This window comes from Pantoea sp. X-Soil-TKNS-1279 (assembly GCF_059730565.1).
Window position 1 is genome coordinate 138840 of sequence record NZ_AP035949.1, and the last position, 16755, is coordinate 155594.

At 56.9% G+C, this 16755-nt stretch carries 17 protein-coding genes; 6 read left to right on the top strand and 11 right to left on the bottom strand.

Annotated features, from left to right (window positions below):
* Positions 1-44 precede the first annotated feature (44 nt).
* From fdhF to hycA, 11 genes are all read right to left on the bottom strand, one after another.
* Positions 45-2195 (bottom strand): formate dehydrogenase subunit alpha, encoded by a 2151-nt coding sequence (gene fdhF, locus AC6I8N_RS20855; protein ID WP_497831017.1) that lies wholly within the window; start codon positions 2193-2195, stop codon positions 45-47.
* A 35-nt stretch (positions 2196-2230) separates the two neighbouring features.
* The gene (hydN, locus tag AC6I8N_RS20860; RefSeq protein WP_208726618.1) at positions 2231-2776 is read right to left on the bottom strand and encodes an electron transport protein HydN; all 546 of its coding nucleotides are present in this window, start codon (positions 2774-2776) and stop codon (positions 2231-2233) included.
* Positions 2777-2958: 182 nt separating this feature from the next.
* Positions 2959-3426, bottom strand: coding sequence for a hydrogenase maturation peptidase HycI (gene hycI, locus AC6I8N_RS20865; protein WP_497831018.1), 468 nt, complete (start codon positions 3424-3426; stop codon positions 2959-2961).
* Positions 3419-3829 carry a formate hydrogenlyase maturation HycH family protein gene (locus AC6I8N_RS20870; protein WP_497831019.1) on the bottom strand — a complete coding sequence of 137 codons (411 nt, stop codon included), beginning with the start codon at positions 3827-3829 and terminating at the stop codon, positions 3419-3421. The genes hycI and AC6I8N_RS20870 overlap by 8 nt, the downstream gene beginning before the upstream one ends.
* Entirely contained in the window at positions 3829-4593 is a 765-nt protein-coding gene (locus AC6I8N_RS20875; RefSeq protein WP_208725891.1) for an NADH-quinone oxidoreductase subunit B family protein, read from the bottom strand. The genes AC6I8N_RS20870 and AC6I8N_RS20875 overlap by 1 nt, the downstream gene beginning before the upstream one ends.
* Positions 4590-5135 (bottom strand): formate hydrogenlyase complex iron-sulfur subunit, encoded by a 546-nt coding sequence (locus AC6I8N_RS20880; protein ID WP_415174677.1) that lies wholly within the window; start codon positions 5133-5135, stop codon positions 4590-4592. The genes AC6I8N_RS20875 and AC6I8N_RS20880 overlap by 4 nt, the downstream gene beginning before the upstream one ends.
* 12 nt (positions 5136-5147) lie before the next feature.
* Positions 5148-6857 (bottom strand): hydrogenase large subunit, encoded by a 1710-nt coding sequence (locus AC6I8N_RS20885; protein ID WP_497831020.1) that lies wholly within the window; start codon positions 6855-6857, stop codon positions 5148-5150.
* 18 nt (positions 6858-6875) lie between these two features.
* Entirely contained in the window at positions 6876-7802 is a 927-nt protein-coding gene (locus AC6I8N_RS20890) for a respiratory chain complex I subunit 1 family protein (protein WP_497831021.1), read from the bottom strand.
* A 9-nt stretch (positions 7803-7811) separates the two neighbouring features.
* Complete coding sequence (gene hycC / locus AC6I8N_RS20895) at positions 7812-9620, bottom strand: formate hydrogenlyase subunit 3 (protein WP_497831022.1); 1809 nt, start codon at positions 9618-9620, stop codon at positions 7812-7814.
* Complete coding sequence (locus AC6I8N_RS20900) at positions 9617-10222, bottom strand: 4Fe-4S dicluster domain-containing protein (RefSeq protein WP_497831023.1); 606 nt, start codon at positions 10220-10222, stop codon at positions 9617-9619. Before AC6I8N_RS20900 ends, hycC begins: the two co-directional genes overlap by 4 nt.
* Before the next feature lie 89 nt (positions 10223-10311).
* Positions 10312-10767, bottom strand: coding sequence for a formate hydrogenlyase regulator HycA (gene hycA / locus AC6I8N_RS20905; RefSeq protein WP_497831024.1), 456 nt, complete (start codon positions 10765-10767; stop codon positions 10312-10314).
* Positions 10768-10972: 205 nt separating this feature from the next.
* Here hycA and hypA point away from each other — a divergent pair, with 205 nt between their 5' ends.
* From hypA to flhA, 6 genes are all read left to right on the top strand, one after another.
* Entirely contained in the window at positions 10973-11335 is a 363-nt protein-coding gene (gene hypA / locus AC6I8N_RS20910) for a hydrogenase maturation nickel metallochaperone HypA (protein ID WP_208725884.1), read from the top strand.
* Positions 11328-12179, top strand: coding sequence for a hydrogenase nickel incorporation protein HypB (gene hypB / locus AC6I8N_RS20915; RefSeq protein ID WP_497831025.1), 852 nt, complete (start codon positions 11328-11330; stop codon positions 12177-12179). The genes hypA and hypB overlap by 8 nt, the downstream gene beginning before the upstream one ends.
* Complete coding sequence (locus tag AC6I8N_RS20920; RefSeq protein WP_497831026.1) at positions 12170-12427, top strand: HypC/HybG/HupF family hydrogenase formation chaperone; 258 nt, start codon at positions 12170-12172, stop codon at positions 12425-12427. The genes hypB and AC6I8N_RS20920 overlap by 10 nt, the downstream gene beginning before the upstream one ends.
* Complete coding sequence (hypD, locus tag AC6I8N_RS20925) at positions 12427-13557, top strand: hydrogenase formation protein HypD (protein ID WP_497831027.1); 1131 nt, start codon at positions 12427-12429, stop codon at positions 13555-13557. The genes AC6I8N_RS20920 and hypD overlap by 1 nt, the downstream gene beginning before the upstream one ends.
* Entirely contained in the window at positions 13544-14554 is a 1011-nt protein-coding gene (gene hypE, locus AC6I8N_RS20930) for a hydrogenase expression/formation protein HypE (RefSeq protein WP_497831158.1), read from the top strand. The genes hypD and hypE overlap by 14 nt, the downstream gene beginning before the upstream one ends.
* 110 nt (positions 14555-14664) lie before the next feature.
* A complete protein-coding gene (gene flhA / locus AC6I8N_RS20935) occupies positions 14665-16734 on the top strand; it encodes a formate hydrogenlyase transcriptional activator FlhA (protein ID WP_497831028.1) in 2070 nt (689 codons plus the stop codon).
* Positions 16735-16755: the final 21 nt, after the last annotated feature.

Sequence of the window (16755 nt, forward strand, 5' to 3'; positions counted from 1 at the left end):
ATTTTATACCGTCGCGGCACGATTTATCACGCCGCGACGTATTTTTACGCTTCTGCCGCTTCGCGCAGTCGCGCTTTCATCTGGTTATAGGTGGTCTGCGCATAGAGTTCAGCCCACGCCTGATCCTCAATCGCGCTGACGTTGACCGCGCAATATTTGGTTTCCGGTGTTTTGGAAATCGGATCAAGATTGTCCTGAGTCAGCTCATTACAGGCACCAATCCACCATTGATAAGTCATATACACCGAACCCTTATTGATGCGTTCATTGACGTCGGCGCGGCTGATCACTTTGCCGCGTCGTGAGCTGACCCACACCAGTTGCTGGTCTTTTATCCCCAATGCTTCGGCATCCAGCGGGTTGATTTGCATATAACCGGGTTCGTCGGCGAGGGTTTGCAGCGCCGCGCAGTTACCGGTCATGGATCGACAGGAGTAGTGCCCTACTTCACGCACGGTGCAAAGCACCAGCGGGTAGTCTTTATCCGGCACTTCCGCCGGGGCGCGCCACTCAGCGGCGAACAACTGCCCCTTACCGGTTGGGGTATCAAACTTATTCCCTTTGTAGAGATAAGGGGTGCCGGGATGCTCCAGCGTCGGGCAAGGCCACTGAACGTGTCCCATCTCGCCCATTTTTTCGTAGGTTACGCCATAGAACAGCGGGCACAGATCGCGCAGCTCATCCCAGATCTGCTGGTTATTGTCGTAATGCATCGGGTAGCCCATTTCGGTGGCGATCAGGCTGATGATTTCCCAGTCACGTTTGACGTTGTATTGCGGTTCGATGGCTTTCTCAAAGCGCTGGAAACCCCGGTCGGCACAGGTAAACACGCCGCCGTGTTCACCCCATGAGGTGGCGGGCAGCAGCACGTCGGCCACTTCGGCGGTTTTGGTCATAAAGATGTCCTGCACCACCACGAAGTCGAGCGCTTCAAAACCCTGACGCACCAGGCCTAAATCCGCCTCGGTCTGGAGCGGATCTTCCCCCATGATGTAGTAAGCCTTCATCTCGCCTTCCAGCGCCAGATGCGGCACTTCTGTGATGCGCACGCCAACTTTGTCGTCCATCACTGCCGGATCAATGCCCCATGCGCTGGCGAATTTCGCTCGCACCGCCGGATCAACCACGTCCTGGTAGCCGGGAAACTGGTTGGGGATAACGCCCATATCGCAGGCACCCTGCACGTTGTTCTGACCGCGCACCGGCCCGACGCCGACATGTTCGCGGCCCAGATTACCGGTCAGCAGCGCCAGGCTGGACAAGCCTTTCACCACATCCACCGCCTGACCAAACTGCGTCACCCCCATGCCCCACATAATGGTGGCGGAAGGTGCTGCGGCGTAGGTGCGCATTGCCTGGCGAATCTGTTGAGCCGGGATACCGGTCAAATGCTCGACATCTTCCGGGGCGTAACCTTTAACGGTGTCGCGATAGGCATCCAGCCCCTCGGTGTATTTAGCGACATACTCCTTGTCGTAAAGTTGCTCATCCAGCAATACGTAACCAAAGGCGTTAACCAGCGCCATATTGCAGCCGTTTTTGATTTGCAAATGTTGATCGGCAATACGGGCGGTTTCGATGCGGCGTGGGTCGCAGACGATGATCTTCGCGCCATTACTTTTGGCTTTGATCACGCGGCGCGCCACGATGGGGTGAGAGTCGGCACAGTTATAGCCCACTACCAGCAGGCATTTGGAGTTTTCGATATCACCGATGGAGTTGCTCATCGCGCCGTTCCCCAGCGTCACCTGTAGCCCGGCGACGGAGGGACCGTGGCACACGCGTGCGCAGCAATCGACGTTATTGGTGTTCAGCACGCCACGGGCGAATTTTTGCATCACATAGTTGGTTTCGTTACCGGTGCCGCGTGAGGAACCGGTGGTCATAATGGCGCGCGGCCCGAACTGCTGCTTAATCTCGCCAAGGCGTTTGGCCGTGTAGCGGATAGCTTCCTCCCAACTAACGGGCTGGAGTTTGCCCCCTTTCTGATAACGGATCATCGGCTGCGTCAGACGTGGCGTGAGCAGTTTGGTGTCGTTGAGGAAGTCCCAGCCATAGTAGCCTTTCAGACACAATTCGTTCTGGTTGGTCACACCATCGGCCGCTTCGGCACGCAGAATTCTGTTGTTCTCGACGACCAGTTTCAGTTTGCAGCCTGCACCGCAATAGGGGCAGACGGTAGTCACTTTTTTCATCTATAGCCAACCTGTAAGAAGTTGAAAAGCCGGGATTAAAACGACAGCGATGAGGGGGCATCTAACGCGGCGCGGCGGCGTTTTTCTGCGCTCATCTGTTCGAGTTTGTTGCGATCGACGCACATGATGGCGTTGGTCGGACAGGCGTCGATGCACGCCGGACCTGATTCACGCTGGTGGCAGAGGTCACATTTGTTAGCCTCGGCTTTTTCCGCCATGACGTTCAGTCCGGCACCGCTGTTGCGAATCACCGGGCGAACCACCACCTCCATCGCACCGTAAGGACAGGCGACGACACAGGTTTTGCAGCCAATGCAGCGTTCCTGCATCACATGGACAAAACCTTTATCACGGCTGATTGCGCCGTTCGGGCAGACGTTGGCGCAGGGGGCATCTTCACACTGGCGGCACATGGTGGCCGTAGAGACATTCACGCCTTTGATGACATGAATGCGGGGCAGGAAGGTCTGCGGGGTGAGCGCCGAGCAATCCTGGTTTTCCTGATGGGACACGACACAGGCTACCTCACACGTACGGCAGCCGATACACTTGCTTGAATCAGCAATGATGAAGCGGTTCATCATAAACTCCTGCATTGAACTTGTTATTGTCAGGGAGCTATACACAAACCGTGCCAGTTTTTTAGTTGTTTAATAACAATGAGTTGCTTGTCTGGCTTGTTGGCATTGACACTTTTGACGATGACATCTGTCGGCTCATGTCGTAGCGGTGCGATTTATCGCGCCGCTACGGTTGTGTGCCATCACGCTTCGCTGGTGAGCGCTGCAAACCCTCCGTCACCCACCCAGTCGTCAAGCTGTCGATAGACCTGGTCTACCGCGTTCTTCACCGCCTCGGTCATGGGATAGCAAAAGCCCACCAGATCCGGCTGAATGCCGAGAAACACCACCTGACCGACATCGTCTTTAAGCTGATCAATCAGGTAATTGAGCGGCATATTGTGGGTGGTCATCAGCAACATGTCGGCGATGTCATCCGGGTCGATAACGCGGATTTCACCGGGGGACAGCAACATGTCGGTGGCATCAACAATCAGCAGCAAATCGGGCCGTTGTTCGCGAATGGCGACCACATCGTTTTCCGGCGCGCTGCCGCCGTCGATCACCAGCCAGTCGCCACAGGGGGCGGCGCGACATTTCTCCGCCAGCAACGGGCCTGCGCCGTCATCACCCATCATGCTGTTGCCGACACACAATAAAACCTTAGTCATCACGCCTCCTGACCATCAGATAGATAGCCGGTTCCTGTTGAATGGCCTGGAGCATCGCCAGCAGTGCCTGGCTCCATTGCTGTTGCTGCGTCGTCTGACACGCTCTGGCGGTATCAAATGCCTGCGCCAGCATCACCACATGGCTGTGGTCGATCACAATTTCCCCGTAGCGCGGCACGCCGGCCATCTTACGGCTGGCCTGGCTTGCCGCCGGAAGCGTGGCAATCCACGCCAGATAAGCCGCCCAGGGACACACCAGACTTTCTTCCAGGCAATCAATCACGCCAAGGTGATGACCAATGGCCAGGCTGTAGTACATCACCTGTTGTGCTTCTGCCGGCGTTGCGTCATTTTCATCGACAAATTTGCGGCTAAGTTGGCAAAACACCACGGACTCGCTCATTACACGCGCTCCATCTGCACCAGATTTTCCAGATGCGTAACAATCTCCGTCAGACGTGGATCGTTCTCTTCCGCCAGCCATTGCTGCACTGCGCCATCGCCGTCGGTCAGTTTGTGCATGAAGTTGTCGGCAATTTGTCGTCCATAGCGATAACCCGCCAGACGGCGCGCCGCGCGATCAATGCGAACGCGCAGCGGCTGTACCATCGCCGTATGCAGGATGCGTGCGGGTTGCAGATCCTGTTCGCTTGCCGGACGGGCATGGATTTTTTGCTCCAGCAGACCCAACGCCATGGCGAAGCCGTACAGGGTGGCGGCGGGTGTGGGTGGGCAGCCTGGGATATACACGTCTACCGGCACGATTTTGTCCGTCCCGCCCCAGACGCAGTAGAGATCATGGAAGATACCGCCGCTATTGCCGCAGGCCCCGTAGGAAATACAAATTTTCGGGTCCGGGGCGGATTCCCAGGCACGTAACGCTGGTGAGCGCATGGCGCGGGTGACCGCGCCGGTGAACAGCAAAATATCGGCATGACGCGGTGAGGGGACCACTTTGATTCCGAAGCGTTCGGCGTCAAAAAGCGGGGTAAGTGCGGCGAAAATCTCAATTTCACAGCCGTTGCAACCGCCACAGTCAACGCGATAAACGTAGGCTGATCGTTTGATTTTTTTCAGCAATGAAGCCTTCATGCTGGCAATCGACTCTTCCACCGAGAGCGGCAGTGGCAGGCCGTTATGGTCGCGTGGACCTGATACGTTACTCATCCGTTGGCTCCTCGCAACTGACGGTGAAACACGGCGCTGCCGGATGAGGCCAGGCTGTGCTGACGTTTACATGCCGGGCAGGTTTCGAACGCCGACCGCCGGTTTTCCGCCCCCTGGTCGCCGTTATGGCGCAACAAGGCAATGGCATAGTCGATCTCCTTTTGTACCGCGAAGGGGTGACCACATTCCCGGCAATAGCACAGCGGAAAAAGCGCCTGTTGCAGCAAATCGGCTTTGTTCCACACCGCCAGTTCGAACTGCTGCGACAGGGTAATTGCGGCGGTTGGACACACCTCTTCACAGCGGGCGCAGAAAATGCAGCGCCCGAGGTTAAAGCTCCACGCCAGTTGCCCGGCTTCGAGATCGGTTGCCACGCTTAACGCATTGGAAGGACAGGCATTAACGCAGGCAGCACAACCGATGCACTGCTGCGGATTGTGCTCGGGTTTACCGCGGAAGTTGTCATCCACGTCGATGGGTCGCAAGGGATAAGATTCGGTCGCGACACCGCCTTTGAGCGCGTTTTTAATAAAACTAAACATGATGACTCCCGACTATTTCAGCGGTGAATGGGTGCGCTCAATGCTGTAGCGCTCCAGCTCTTTGTACGGCACCACCTGGCTTTTCTTTTTGCGTACATCCACCACCGTCATGCGATCGGTGCAGGAGTAGCAGGGGTCGAGACTGCCGATGATCAATGGCGCATCGGACACCGTATTGCCGCGCAACATATAGCGCAGCGTCGGCCAGTTGGCGTAGGTCGCCGCACGGCAGCGCCAGCGGAACAACTTCTGGTTGTCGCCGGTCATGCTCCAGTGGATATCGTCACCGCGCGGCGCTTCGCAGAAACCGAGAGCAAAACGCTGCGGGATGTAGGTAAACCCTTCCACCATCAGGGGGCCGCCAGGCAGGTTATCAAGGCCGAAATCAATCAGATTCAGCGCGGTGAACACTTCATTGATGCGCACTTTAAGCCGCGAAAGCACGTCACAACCGGCAAGGGTATGTACCTCCAGCGGCAGCAGGCCGTAACCGGCAAACGGGTGGTCGGCACGGGTGTCGCGAGCGTGGCCGCTGGCGCGCACCATCGGACCGACGTTACTGAAATCGCGTGCGATACCCGGATCAAGACGGCCAATGCCCACGGTGCGCGATTCAATATTGGGCGTGCTGAGCAGAATGTCGGTCAGGGTATAGACCTCGCGGCGCATCTGCTGCGCCAGCTGGCGCGTCTGTATCATGTCGTCTTTCATCAGGTCACGACGAATTCCGCCGATCAGGTTCAACCCATAAGTTTTACGTGCGCCGGTCAGGATCTCCGCCATCTTCATCGACAACTCACGCACGCGGAAAAATTGCATAAACCCGGAGTCAAAACCCACAAAGTGGCAGGCCAGACCGAGGTTCAGCAGATGGCTGTGCAGACGCTCCACTTCGAGCAAAATCGAGCGGATCACCTGCGCGCGCGCGGGCACCACAATCCCCATCGCATTTTCCACCGAAGAGGTGTAGGCGGTGCTGTGGGCAAAGCCACAGATGCCACACACGCGATCGGAGAGGAAGGTGACTTCGTTGTATCCCATGCGGGTTTCTGCCAGTTTCTCCATGCCGCGATGGACGTAAAACAGGCGATAATCGGCATCGATAATGTTCTCACCGTCGACAAACAGGCGGAAATGGCCAGGTTCATCAGAGGTGACATGCAGCGGACCGATGGGCACCACATTGTTCTTGCTGCTACCCAGTTCATTAATGAATTCGTAGGTTTCGCTATCGCTGGTAGGGGCCGGACGTTGGCGATAATCCATGCTGTCTTTACGCAATGGGTAGAGTTCATCCGGCCAGTCGTCCGGTAGCACCAGACGACGTTCGTCCGGCAGCCCAATCGGTTGCAAGCCATACATATCGCGGACTTCGCGTTCACCCCAGACGGCAGCAGGGACGCGTGGGGTCACCGATGGAAACTCTGGTCGATGGGCGTCTACCGCCACCCGGACGGTGATCCAGCATTTGGTGCCGCTCTCCATCGACAGTACGTAGTAAACCGCATAGCTGCCGCAGAGTTGGCGTTCATCATTGCCGAATAGCACCGATAACCAGCCTCCCTGCTGGTAATACAGCCATTCGACAATTTCCGGTAGCATGTTGAGTTTGACGGTAATGGTGATTTGATCTTTGGTCTGCCAGCTCTCCTCCAGCACCGCGTGGGGGAACTTGAGGTGCAGTGCAGCAAGGTAGTGTTGACCGATTTTCTCTTCAGACATGAAATAAGTTCTCTGCAATTACGCCGCCAGCAAGGAGACGAAGGCTAAAAAGGCCAGACCAAAACCGGCCCACGTAATACGTGACGTTTCGAGCATCCGCAGGCGTGCCATGCTGTTTTCAAACAGCGCGATCAGCAGGGCAGCGGCAATCAGTTTGACGATGGCCAGTACCACGGCGAGTACCCCTCCACCCCAGCTAAAGGCGTGCATCTGCCCCCAGGGCAAAAACACCCCGACAAACATTTGCAGCACCACTAACTGTTTTAACGAAATGCCCCACTTCAGTACGGCAAAGCCTGCGCCGCTGTATTCGGAAAGTGGCCCCTCCTGCAACTCCTGCTCGGCTTCCGCCAGGTCAAACGGCAGTTTCCCCATCTCGATAAACGTGGCGCAGGCGCAGGCGGCCAGCGCCAGCAACAGCGTCAGACTGTGGCTGAGCGGCCAGGCATGGACGGTCATGGCTATGTTGCTGATATGGGTACTGCCTGCCACCTGAGCCGCCACCCACAGGCCGAGCAGCAACATCGGCTCCACCAGCACGCCGAGCATCGTCTCGCGGCTGGCACCGATGCCAGTGAACGGACTGCCGGTGTCCAGGCCCGCAATGGCGAAAAAGAAGCGGGCGATGGCGAACAAATAAATCAAGGTGATCAGGTCGCCAACTGGCGGCAACGGCGAGGTGAGGGTAACCACCGGCAGCGCAGTGGCAATGGTCAACATCACGCCGACCATCACCAGCGGCATCAGGCGAAAAACCCAACCCGCAGCGGCGGGTGCCACGCTCTGGCGACCGAGTAACTTGAACAGATCCCGATACTCCTGCAACACGCCAGGACCACGCCGGTTATGCAAGCGCGCGCGGGCCATTCGCGAAATGCCGGAGAGCAAGGGCGCAGCCAGAAATAAGGCCAACGCCTGGGTAAGGGCAAAAAATAACGTCGTCATAGTGGTTCCTCAGGCGATGACCGCGACCAGCAAAATCGCCAGTTCAATAAATGCCAGACGCCGGAACGTGATGGCGATCCCGTCACCCCGCCAGCCAGGCACCCACCGCACCGGATTAAGGTGTTTGCGTAAGGCGAGGAGGGGCGCAAAGGCGGCTCTCACCGGTTGGGCAAAACCCGATGCGGTGATCACCATCGCTGCTTCGTGGTCGTAGCCACAAACCCATGCCGGGCCACGCGTGCGGTGCGGCAGGCGTTCGCCACGGAACAGCACCAGCAACAGCACAGGCAGCAGTGGCGTCATAATCAGCAGCAGGGCGATCAGCGGTTGCGATACCAGCGTCTGCGCGGTGTTGAGCGGGAGTGGGATGGCATGTTGCAGCAACGGCAGCAACCAGGGAGTAGCGACACCGGCAATCACGCAACCCAACGCCAGCAGAACGACGGTGATATTCATCAGGCCGGGCGGGTTGGCGGCCTGTTCGGCCTCCGGGCTGCGGGGTGCGCCGAGGAAGGTGACGCCATAGACCTTGGCCATACACATCACCGCCAACGCGCCAGTGATCGCCAGTCCAACCGCCAGCAGCGGCCCAAGGACACGCGCGATAAAGGAAGCCTGGTTGCCTAACTGGAAGAATGACTGATAGATCACCCATTCACCGGCAAAGCCATTAAGCGGCGGCAAGGCGGCCATCGCCATCAAACCCACCAGCATCGCCAACGAAATCAGCGGCATACGCTTGCCAATCCCGCCCAGTTTCTCAATGTCGTGCTGACCAGTGCGGAACCACACCGCGCCAGCGCCGAGGAACAGCGTGGTTTTAAACAGGCTGTGATTAAACAGATGGTAGAGGCCACCGATCATCCCCAACGCCACCAGCGCCGGTTGGTGCAGCGCAATCCCGATAAAGCCGCAACCCACGCCCAGCAGGATAATGCCGATGTTTTCCAGCGAGTGATAAGCCAGCAGGCGGTTGATGTTGTGTTCCATCAGGGCGTACAGCCCGCCGGTAAAGGCGGTCACCATACCGAGCACCACCACCAGCCCCCCCCACCACAGCGGCAACATGTCGGCGAGCAGTGAAACGCTGATCATGCCGTACAACCCTACCTTCAGCACTACGGCGGAAAACAGCGCTGCGGCCGGAGCCGGGGCATTGGCATGCGCCTGGGGTACCCAGCCGTGCAGCGGAATAATGCCCGCCAGCAGACCAAAGCCGAGCAAACTTAACAGCAACACCAGCGGAGAGAGCGCCGCTCCCTGGAGCGCCAGGCGTAATCCGTCAAAACTCAGCGTGCCAAACTGCTGCCACAGCAACCAACAGGCGGCGACCAGCAGAAGCGTGCCAAGGCGACCCAGTGCAAACCAGAGTTGACCGGATTTACGACAGCCGGTGAGGAAGTAGCCTGCCAGCGCGACAATTTCGGCCATCGCTACCAGGGTGGCGAGGTTAGCGGCGAGCAGAGCAACAGCCGCGGCGGCGAGGATCAGATTGACCAGCAAACCGTTGGCTTTAACCTGAGAATGCCGATGCCAGCTTACGTTAAACAGGCAGATAAACAGGCCGCAGAGTGACACTGTCACTAACCATATGCTGTTAAAGCTATTCAGTTGTAGCTGCCAACGCCACAGCGTCAGGATGGCGCTGAATCCGAGCAGGCCCTGGACGCTGGCTGCCAGCAGCAACGCACAACTTATCGCGCCACCGATACCGGCAACAACGCCACTGACGGGCCGGTTAAACGCGGTGATGCCCGCCAGTAACGCACTGAGCATCAGACCGGCCAGTGCCCAGTGGATCAGAAAAAAAACATTCATTTACGTGCCTCTGGCTGGCTGAACAGGCTTAAATCACCCAGCGCACCCGCCAGCGTGAGTTCACGCTTGCGTTTGCTGGCTTTGGCGATATCGGTGTTGTCGATCAGTTGCAGCGCTTTCGTCGGACAGGTGCGCACGCAGGCTGGACCCTGCTCATCGAAGCTGCACAGATCACATTTCATCGCGACAGCACGAATGCCAGGAACCCAGTCCAGCAGCGAACTAACGCGCAGGGGATCGGCAGGGGCGGCGGGCGCTTTGGGGCTGTTGACGTCTGCCGGGATGTGTAACGGGCGGCTGCCGGAAAATTCGATAGCCCCAAACGGGCAGGCGATGCCGCACAGTTTGCAGCTGACGCACAGGTTAGCGTTCAGCTGTACCGCGCCATCCACACGGTTAATGGCATTCACCGGGCAGACGCTGGCACAAGGGGCGTCTTCGCAGTGGCGGCACAACTGCGGGGCGGATTCGTCCCGGTTGCGCATCACCTTTAAACGCGGCATCGACTGTAAACCCTGTTGCCGGTGCGTCTCCGCGCAGGCCGCTTCACAGGTATGGCAACCAATGCATAATGTTGAATCAGCGATTACAAAACGGTTCACCAACGGATTCCTCTGGTGACTGTCGTCATTAATGACGAAATCATGCCGATAACCTGTCGCTTCGACAGTTTTCGACACCCTCAACCTCTTCACGCCACGGCGGCTTGTTGTAGCCGTTCCATCGACACCGGGGTGTTTTCATGGACCGCCAGATAGAGGCTGTCGTAAATCGGCTGAATTAGTTCCAGATAGTGGGTAAGTACTTTCTCGCGATCGCGATTGCTGAAGGCATTGTCGATGCAACCGTCATTATCGATATTGGCATGACCAATCAATATCTTATCGCTGTCATCCGGCAGCGCGAGAAAGTACTCGATACGGTGATTGTTAAAGCCTTCGCCTGGCTGAATATGAATGACGAAGTGTTCAAATAAGAAGAAGCGCAAGTCATCCCCAGGTGAGCAGGAGATGGTGTGGTGCAGTTTGGCTTTTGACAGGGTTATCCCCTGAACTAAGGCGTTGCCGTATTGTTTCCACTGTGCCTGCAAGCGTTGATGCTTATCAGCGATGTAGGCTGCTTTGTCACTCAGTTCCCTAATATCCATTATTAAATCACTCTGTTTGTGCGGATATTCCCCTAAGGCACATTTCGTGCCATGTTTTTAACCTATTGAATTTTATGATTAATCTATAAATCCCCGTTGCAAAAAAACCGTCAGTGACATGTCATTTCGTCATCTTTGACATCGACACGCCGCCGCGCTGGCACCGTCTTTGCATTAGCAGCCCTCAGTGAACCCAGGAGGCAGCATGCACGAAATTACCCTCTGTCAACGCGCAGTCGAACTGATCGATAACCATGCCCGGCAACATGGCGCACGCCGTGTCACTGCGGTCTGGCTGGAGGTCGGGGCGTTTTCTTGCGTGGAGACCAGCGCGATGCAGTTCTGCTTTGAACTGACGTGCCGGGGCACCCTGGCTGAAGGGTGTGAACTTCATCTTCATCAGCAGGAGGCGGAGTGCTGGTGTCACGATTGCCAGCAATACATCACGCTGCTTACGCAGCGCGTCAGACGGTGCCCGCAATGTGGCGGTCATCAACTGCGCATCGTGGCGGATGATGGCGTGCAAATTAAGCGGCTGGAAATCGATCAGGAGATCAATCATGTGTAGTAGCTGTGGTTGCGGTGAAGGCAACCTGTATATCGAAGGCGATGAGCGTAACCCGCATTCGGCGTTTCGCAGCGCCCCGTTTGCGCCGGCACCACGTCGGGTGCCGCGGATTTCTGGCATAAACCTCAGTGAGCATGGCGATCTGCATTATGGGCACGGCGTGGCCGAAGCCCATGCACCGGGTATCAGCCAGCGTAAGATGCTGGAGCTGGAGCTTGATGTGCTGGATAAAAATAATCAGCTGGCGCAGGCGAATCGCGCCGCTTTTACTGCGCAGCGTCAACTGGTGCTGAACCTGGTGTCCAGCCCTGGCTCCGGTAAAACCACCCTGCTGACCGAAACCCTGAAACGGTTACAGGGCAAGGTGTCCTGCGCGGTGATCGAGGGAGATCAGCAGACGGTAAATGATGCCGCACGCATCCGCGCCACGGGCACACCAGCGATTCAGGTGAATACCGGCAAAGGTTGCCATCTGGATGCGCAAATGGTTCAGACGGCGATGCAGCGTCTGCCGCTGGCAGACAACGGGGTGCTGTTTATTGAAAACGTCGGCAACCTGGTGTGTCCGGCGAGTTTTGATTTGGGTGAACGCCACAAAGTTGCGCTGCTCTCGGTGACGGAAGGTGAGGATAAGCCACTAAAATATAAGTATATGTTTGCTGCGGCTTCGCTGATGTTGCTCAACAAAATTGACTTGTTGCCGTATCTGCAATTCGATGTCGACCGTTGTCTGGCCTATGCCCGCGAGGTCAACCCGGATATCCAGATCATGCTGGTTTCTGCCACCAGCGGCGCAGGCATGGAAGCGTGGATTAACTGGCTGGAGAGCGAGCGATGTGCATAGGCATTCCGGGCCAGATTGTTGAGCGCCAGGGTAATGACGCGAAAGTGGATGTGTGTGGCGTGCAGCGCGATGTCAATTTAACGCTGGTGGATGATGCGGCGGTGGGCCAGTGGGTGTTGGTGCACGTTGGCTTTGCCATGAGCATCATTGATGAAGCGGAGGCGCGTGACACCCTCGATGCGCTGCAAAACATGTTCGACATGGAACCTGATGTCGGGGCCTTGCTGTACGGCGAGGAGCGTGGCTGATGCGTTATGTTGATGAATATCGCGATCCCACCCGCGTGATGCAGCTGATTGAAACCCTGAATAAGCGGGCGCCATTGCTGGATTACGATGCACAGCATCCGTTGCAGATTATGGAGGTGTGCGGGGGCCATACCCACGCCATCTTCCGCTTTGGCCTCGATCAGTTGCTGCCGGATAACATCGATTTTATCCACGGTCCGGGCTGTCCGGTATGCGTGTTACCGATGGGGCGCATTGATAGCTGCATTGACATTGCCCGCCATCCTGAAGTGATTTTCTGTACCTTCGGCGACGCCATACGCGTGCCGGGCAGACAGGGATCGCTAATGCAGGCTAAAGCGCAGGGGGCGGATGTACGGGTGGTGTATTCACCGATGGATGCCCTGACGCTGGCGCGTCTGAATCCACACCGTAAGGTGGTGTTTTTCGCTCTCGGCTTTGAAACCACCATGCCCGCCACGGCCATTACGCTGCAACAGGCCAAAGCGCAACAGGTCACCAATTTCTTCTTCTTTTGCCAGCACATTACGCTTATCCCCACCCTGCGCAGCCTGCTGTCGCAGCCGGATAACCGCATCGACGCCTTCCTGGCACCGGGACATGTCAGCATGGTGATCGGCACTGCCGCCTATGAGTTTATCCCCCGCCATTTCCGGCGGCCGCTGGTGGTGGCGGGTTTCGAGCCGATGGATTTGTTGCAGGGCGTGTTGATGTTGGTGGAGCAAAAAATCAAGCAGCAAAGTCGGGTGGAGAATCAATACAAACGTGTGGTGCCGGATGAGGGAAACCTGCTGGCGCAGCAAGCCATGCGCGAGGTTTTTTGCCTCCGAGGGGCGTCTGAATGGCGCGGATTGGGGGTGATTGCGGAATCCGGTGTTCAGTTGACGGAGGCGTATCAATCCTATGATGCGGAGGTCAGGTTCCGGCCACGGCAGCAGCAGGTGAGTGACGACCCGCGCGCACGTTGTGGCGATGTGCTCACCGGGCGTTGTAAACCGCATCAATGTCCGATGTTCGGCAAGGGCTGCAATCCACAAAACGCCTTTGGTGCGCTGATGGTCTCCTCGGAAGGGGCCTGCGCGGCCTGGTATCAGTACAGAAGTCAGGAAGTGAATGATGAAATCAATTGAATTAGCGCATGGCAGTGGCGGCAGAATGATGCAGCAACTGATCGCCGACCTGTTTCTCCAGGCGTTTGACAATCACTGGCTGGCGGAGCAGGAAGATCAGGCGCGACTGGGGTTAAGCGAGCTGACTGGCAAAGGGGACCGGCTGGCATTTTCCACCGACAGCTACGTTATCGATCCGCTGTTTTTCCCTGGCGGGGATATCGGCAAGTTGGCGGTGTGCGGCACGGTCAACGATATTGCCGTCAGTGGTGCGCAGCCGCGCTGGCTTTCCTGTGGTTTTATCCTTGAAGAGGGGCTGCCGTTGGTGACGCTGGAACGCGTGGTGACCAGCATGGCGCAGATGGCCAGAGACGCGGGGGTCAGCATCGTCACCGGCGACACCAAAGTGGTGCCGCGTGGCGCGGTCGATAAGCTATTCATCAATACCGCCGGTCTTGGCGCGATTCCTGTCGGATTAAGCTGGGGCGCAGCACAGATTGACGTTGGCGATGTGTTGATCGTCAGTGGCACCCTGGGTGACCACGGAGCCACGATCCTCAATTTGCGTGAACAGCTGGGGCTGGATGGGGATTTGGCAAGTGATTGCGCGCCACTGTCCACGTTGATTGCGCCGTTGGTCGGCATCAGCGGCGTGAAGGCGTTACGTGATGCCACGCGCGGTGGCGTCAATGCGGTGCTGCATGAGTTCGCCGCTGCCAGTCACTGCGGGATGGAAATCCACGAAAGTCAGCTACCGCTCTCCCCGGCGGTGCGAGGTGTTTGCGAATTGTTAGGTCTGGATGCGCTGAATTTTGCCAATGAAGGAAAACTACTGATAGCGGCTTCAGCCGAAGCGGCACCGGCAGTCGTCGCTGCATTGCAGCGCCATCCTTTGGGTGAGCGTGCCGCAATTATCGGCATCGTGACTGAAAAGCCCGGCGTCAGAATGAACGGACTTTATGGCGTCAGACGTACCCTGGAACTCCCGCATGCAGAACCTTTGCCACGAATTTGTTGATCTATGCCTGGTCTCCCCGAAAGAAAACCACATAAACTTTAATTCTCATCAATATTGGACGATGGACTCACCTCCATATTTAGCGTGAGGTCTTTCAATGGACGACATACATGGCATATACCCCGATGAGCGATATCGGGCAGCAGGGATTGTTTGATATCACCCAGACCCTGCTGCAACAGCCCGATTTTAGTGCGCTTGCTGATTGCCTGACCCGCTTGGTTAAACAAGGGGCATTGGCGGACCGCGTGAATGTGTTGCTTTATCATCCGCAACACCGGCAAGTCAGTTTTTATGGCAGAGATAAGACGCTCACGCCGGATCAGCAGAGCTTACTGGCGACGGGACCAATGCAACGCATCCTTTCCCGTCCTGAAGCGCTGATTTGTCCCTGGCGTGAATTTGAGGGGGCCTGGCCGCAAGTGGCTAGCCTGCCGCTTTATACACCTTTTGGGCGCTACTGCCTGCTACCGCTGGTTTCCAGTGGCGAGATCTACGGTGGCTGTGAGTTTATTCGCGACAGCAACAAGGGCTGGAGCGAGAAAGAGCTGGAACGTCTGCATACCCTGACGCAGGTGGTGGGGTTGTGCGCCCAGCAGATTCGCAGCACCCAGGATATCGATCACCATTGCCAGGTGCTGAGTCGTGAACGGGATGACTTTCGCATTTTGGTGGCGGTGACCAATGCAGTGCTGTCGAAACTGGATCTTGACGAGGTGATGCAGGAAACCGCGCGTGAAATCCATCACCACTTTGCCATTGATTCCATCAGCATCGTGGTGCGCAGCAGCCGTAAAGCGTGGCTTACCATTTATTCCACCCATTTTGTCGATGAAGCGTCACCTATCCATGATCTGAGTGAAGTGCCTGAAGCGGGCACGCTCTCCGAACAGGTGTTTGCCAGTGGTGAAATGTTGTTGCTGAATCTTTACCCGCAGCAACAAGCGGCCTCCTATGAGCGCAGGTTGTTGGAGCTCTGGGATAATCAGGCTCAGACGTTGTGCCTGATGCCGCTAAAATTTGGCGACAATATGTTGGGGGTGATGAAGCTGGCGCAATGCGGTGAACGGGGCTTTAGCGCCGCCAACCTTGAGTTGTTGCATCAAATCGCTGAACGCATTGCGATTGCGCTCGATAATGCGCTGGCATGGCAGGAAATCAATCGGCTAAAGGAGAGCCTGACGGATAAAGGTTCGTGGGCCACGGAGTCGATCAATGCCGGGAACCCTGATGTTGGTGAAATTATTGGCCGCAGCGAAGTGATGATGGATGTGCTGAAACAGGTCGAGATTGTGGCAGCCAGCGACAGCACGGTGTTGATCCTTGGCGAAACCGGCACCGGAAAGGAGTTGATTGCGCGCGCCATTCACAACCAGAGCCAACGCAATCGTCGGCGAATGGTAAAAATGAATTGCGCCGCGATGCCTGCCGGGCTGCTGGAAAGCGATTTGTTTGGTCACGAGCGGGGGGCCTTTACCGGGGCCAATACCCAGCGAATTGGTCGCTTTGAACTGGCGGATAACAGCTCGTTATTCCTTGATGAAGTGGGGGATATGCCGCTGGAGTTGCAGCCGAAACTGCTGCGCGTGTTACAGGAAAAGGAGTTTGAACGTCTTGGCAGCAACAAACTGCAAACGGTTGATGTGCGACTGATTGCGGCGACTAACCGTGACCTGAAGCAAATGGTGGCTGACCGTGAATTTCGTAACGACCTTTACTATCGGTTGAACGTTTTTCCCATCCGATTACCGCCATTGCGTGAGCGACCGGAAGATATCCCGCTGCTGGTGAAATCGCTCACTTTCAAAATCGCTCACCGCCTGAATCGTAATATTGACAGCATTCCCGCGGAAACCCTGAGTATGCTGCGACGCATGGAGTGGCCGGGAAACGTGCGGGAACTGGAGAATGTGATTGAAAGGGCGGTGCTGATGACGCGCGGCAATGTGCTGCACCTGTCGCTGCCGGAAATGCTGGACACTCCGGCCGCCAAAAAAATTGCCGCACCCGTCACCGAGCCACGCGAAGGAGAGGATGAATATCAGCTGATTATGCGGGTGCTGCGTGAAACGAACGGTGTGGTGGCCGGACCGCGTGGTGCAGCCCAGCGTCTGGGCATCAAGCGAACCACCTTACTTTCGCGGATGAAGCGTTTGGGGATTAACAAAGTGGAATCGTAACCCGCTCGTCGCGTCGCGATG

Bases quoted from the DNA above. Each gene is read 5' to 3' on its own strand.
- fdhF (WP_497831017.1), bottom strand. From the start codon at position 2,195: ATGAAAAAAGTGACTACCGTCTGCCCCTATTGCGGTGCAGGCTGCAAA.
- hydN (WP_208726618.1), bottom strand. From the start codon at position 2,776: ATGAACCGCTTCATCATTGCTGATTCAAGCAAGTGTATCGGCTGCCGT.
- hycI (WP_497831018.1), bottom strand. From the start codon at position 3,426: ATGACTAAGGTTTTATTGTGTGTCGGCAACAGCATGATGGGTGATGAC.
- AC6I8N_RS20870 (WP_497831019.1), bottom strand. From the start codon at position 3,829: ATGAGCGAGTCCGTGGTGTTTTGCCAACTTAGCCGCAAATTTGTCGAT.
- AC6I8N_RS20875 (WP_208725891.1), bottom strand. From the start codon at position 4,593: ATGAGTAACGTATCAGGTCCACGCGACCATAACGGCCTGCCACTGCCG.
- AC6I8N_RS20880 (WP_415174677.1), bottom strand. From the start codon at position 5,135: ATGTTTAGTTTTATTAAAAACGCGCTCAAAGGCGGTGTCGCGACCGAA.
- AC6I8N_RS20885 (WP_497831020.1), bottom strand. From the start codon at position 6,857: ATGTCTGAAGAGAAAATCGGTCAACACTACCTTGCTGCACTGCACCTC.
- AC6I8N_RS20890 (WP_497831021.1), bottom strand. From the start codon at position 7,802: ATGACGACGTTATTTTTTGCCCTTACCCAGGCGTTGGCCTTATTTCTG.
- hycC (WP_497831022.1), bottom strand. From the start codon at position 9,620: ATGAATGTTTTTTTTCTGATCCACTGGGCACTGGCCGGTCTGATGCTC.
- hycA (WP_497831024.1), bottom strand. From the start codon at position 10,767: ATGGATATTAGGGAACTGAGTGACAAAGCAGCCTACATCGCTGATAAG.
- hypA (WP_208725884.1), top strand. From the start codon at position 10,973: ATGCACGAAATTACCCTCTGTCAACGCGCAGTCGAACTGATCGATAAC.
- hypB (WP_497831025.1), top strand. From the start codon at position 11,328: ATGTGTAGTAGCTGTGGTTGCGGTGAAGGCAACCTGTATATCGAAGGC.
- AC6I8N_RS20920 (WP_497831026.1), top strand. From the start codon at position 12,170: ATGTGCATAGGCATTCCGGGCCAGATTGTTGAGCGCCAGGGTAATGAC.
- hypD (WP_497831027.1), top strand. From the start codon at position 12,427: ATGCGTTATGTTGATGAATATCGCGATCCCACCCGCGTGATGCAGCTG.
- hypE (WP_497831158.1), top strand. From the start codon at position 13,544: ATGAAATCAATTGAATTAGCGCATGGCAGTGGCGGCAGAATGATGCAG.
- flhA (WP_497831028.1), top strand. From the start codon at position 14,665: ATGGCATATACCCCGATGAGCGATATCGGGCAGCAGGGATTGTTTGAT.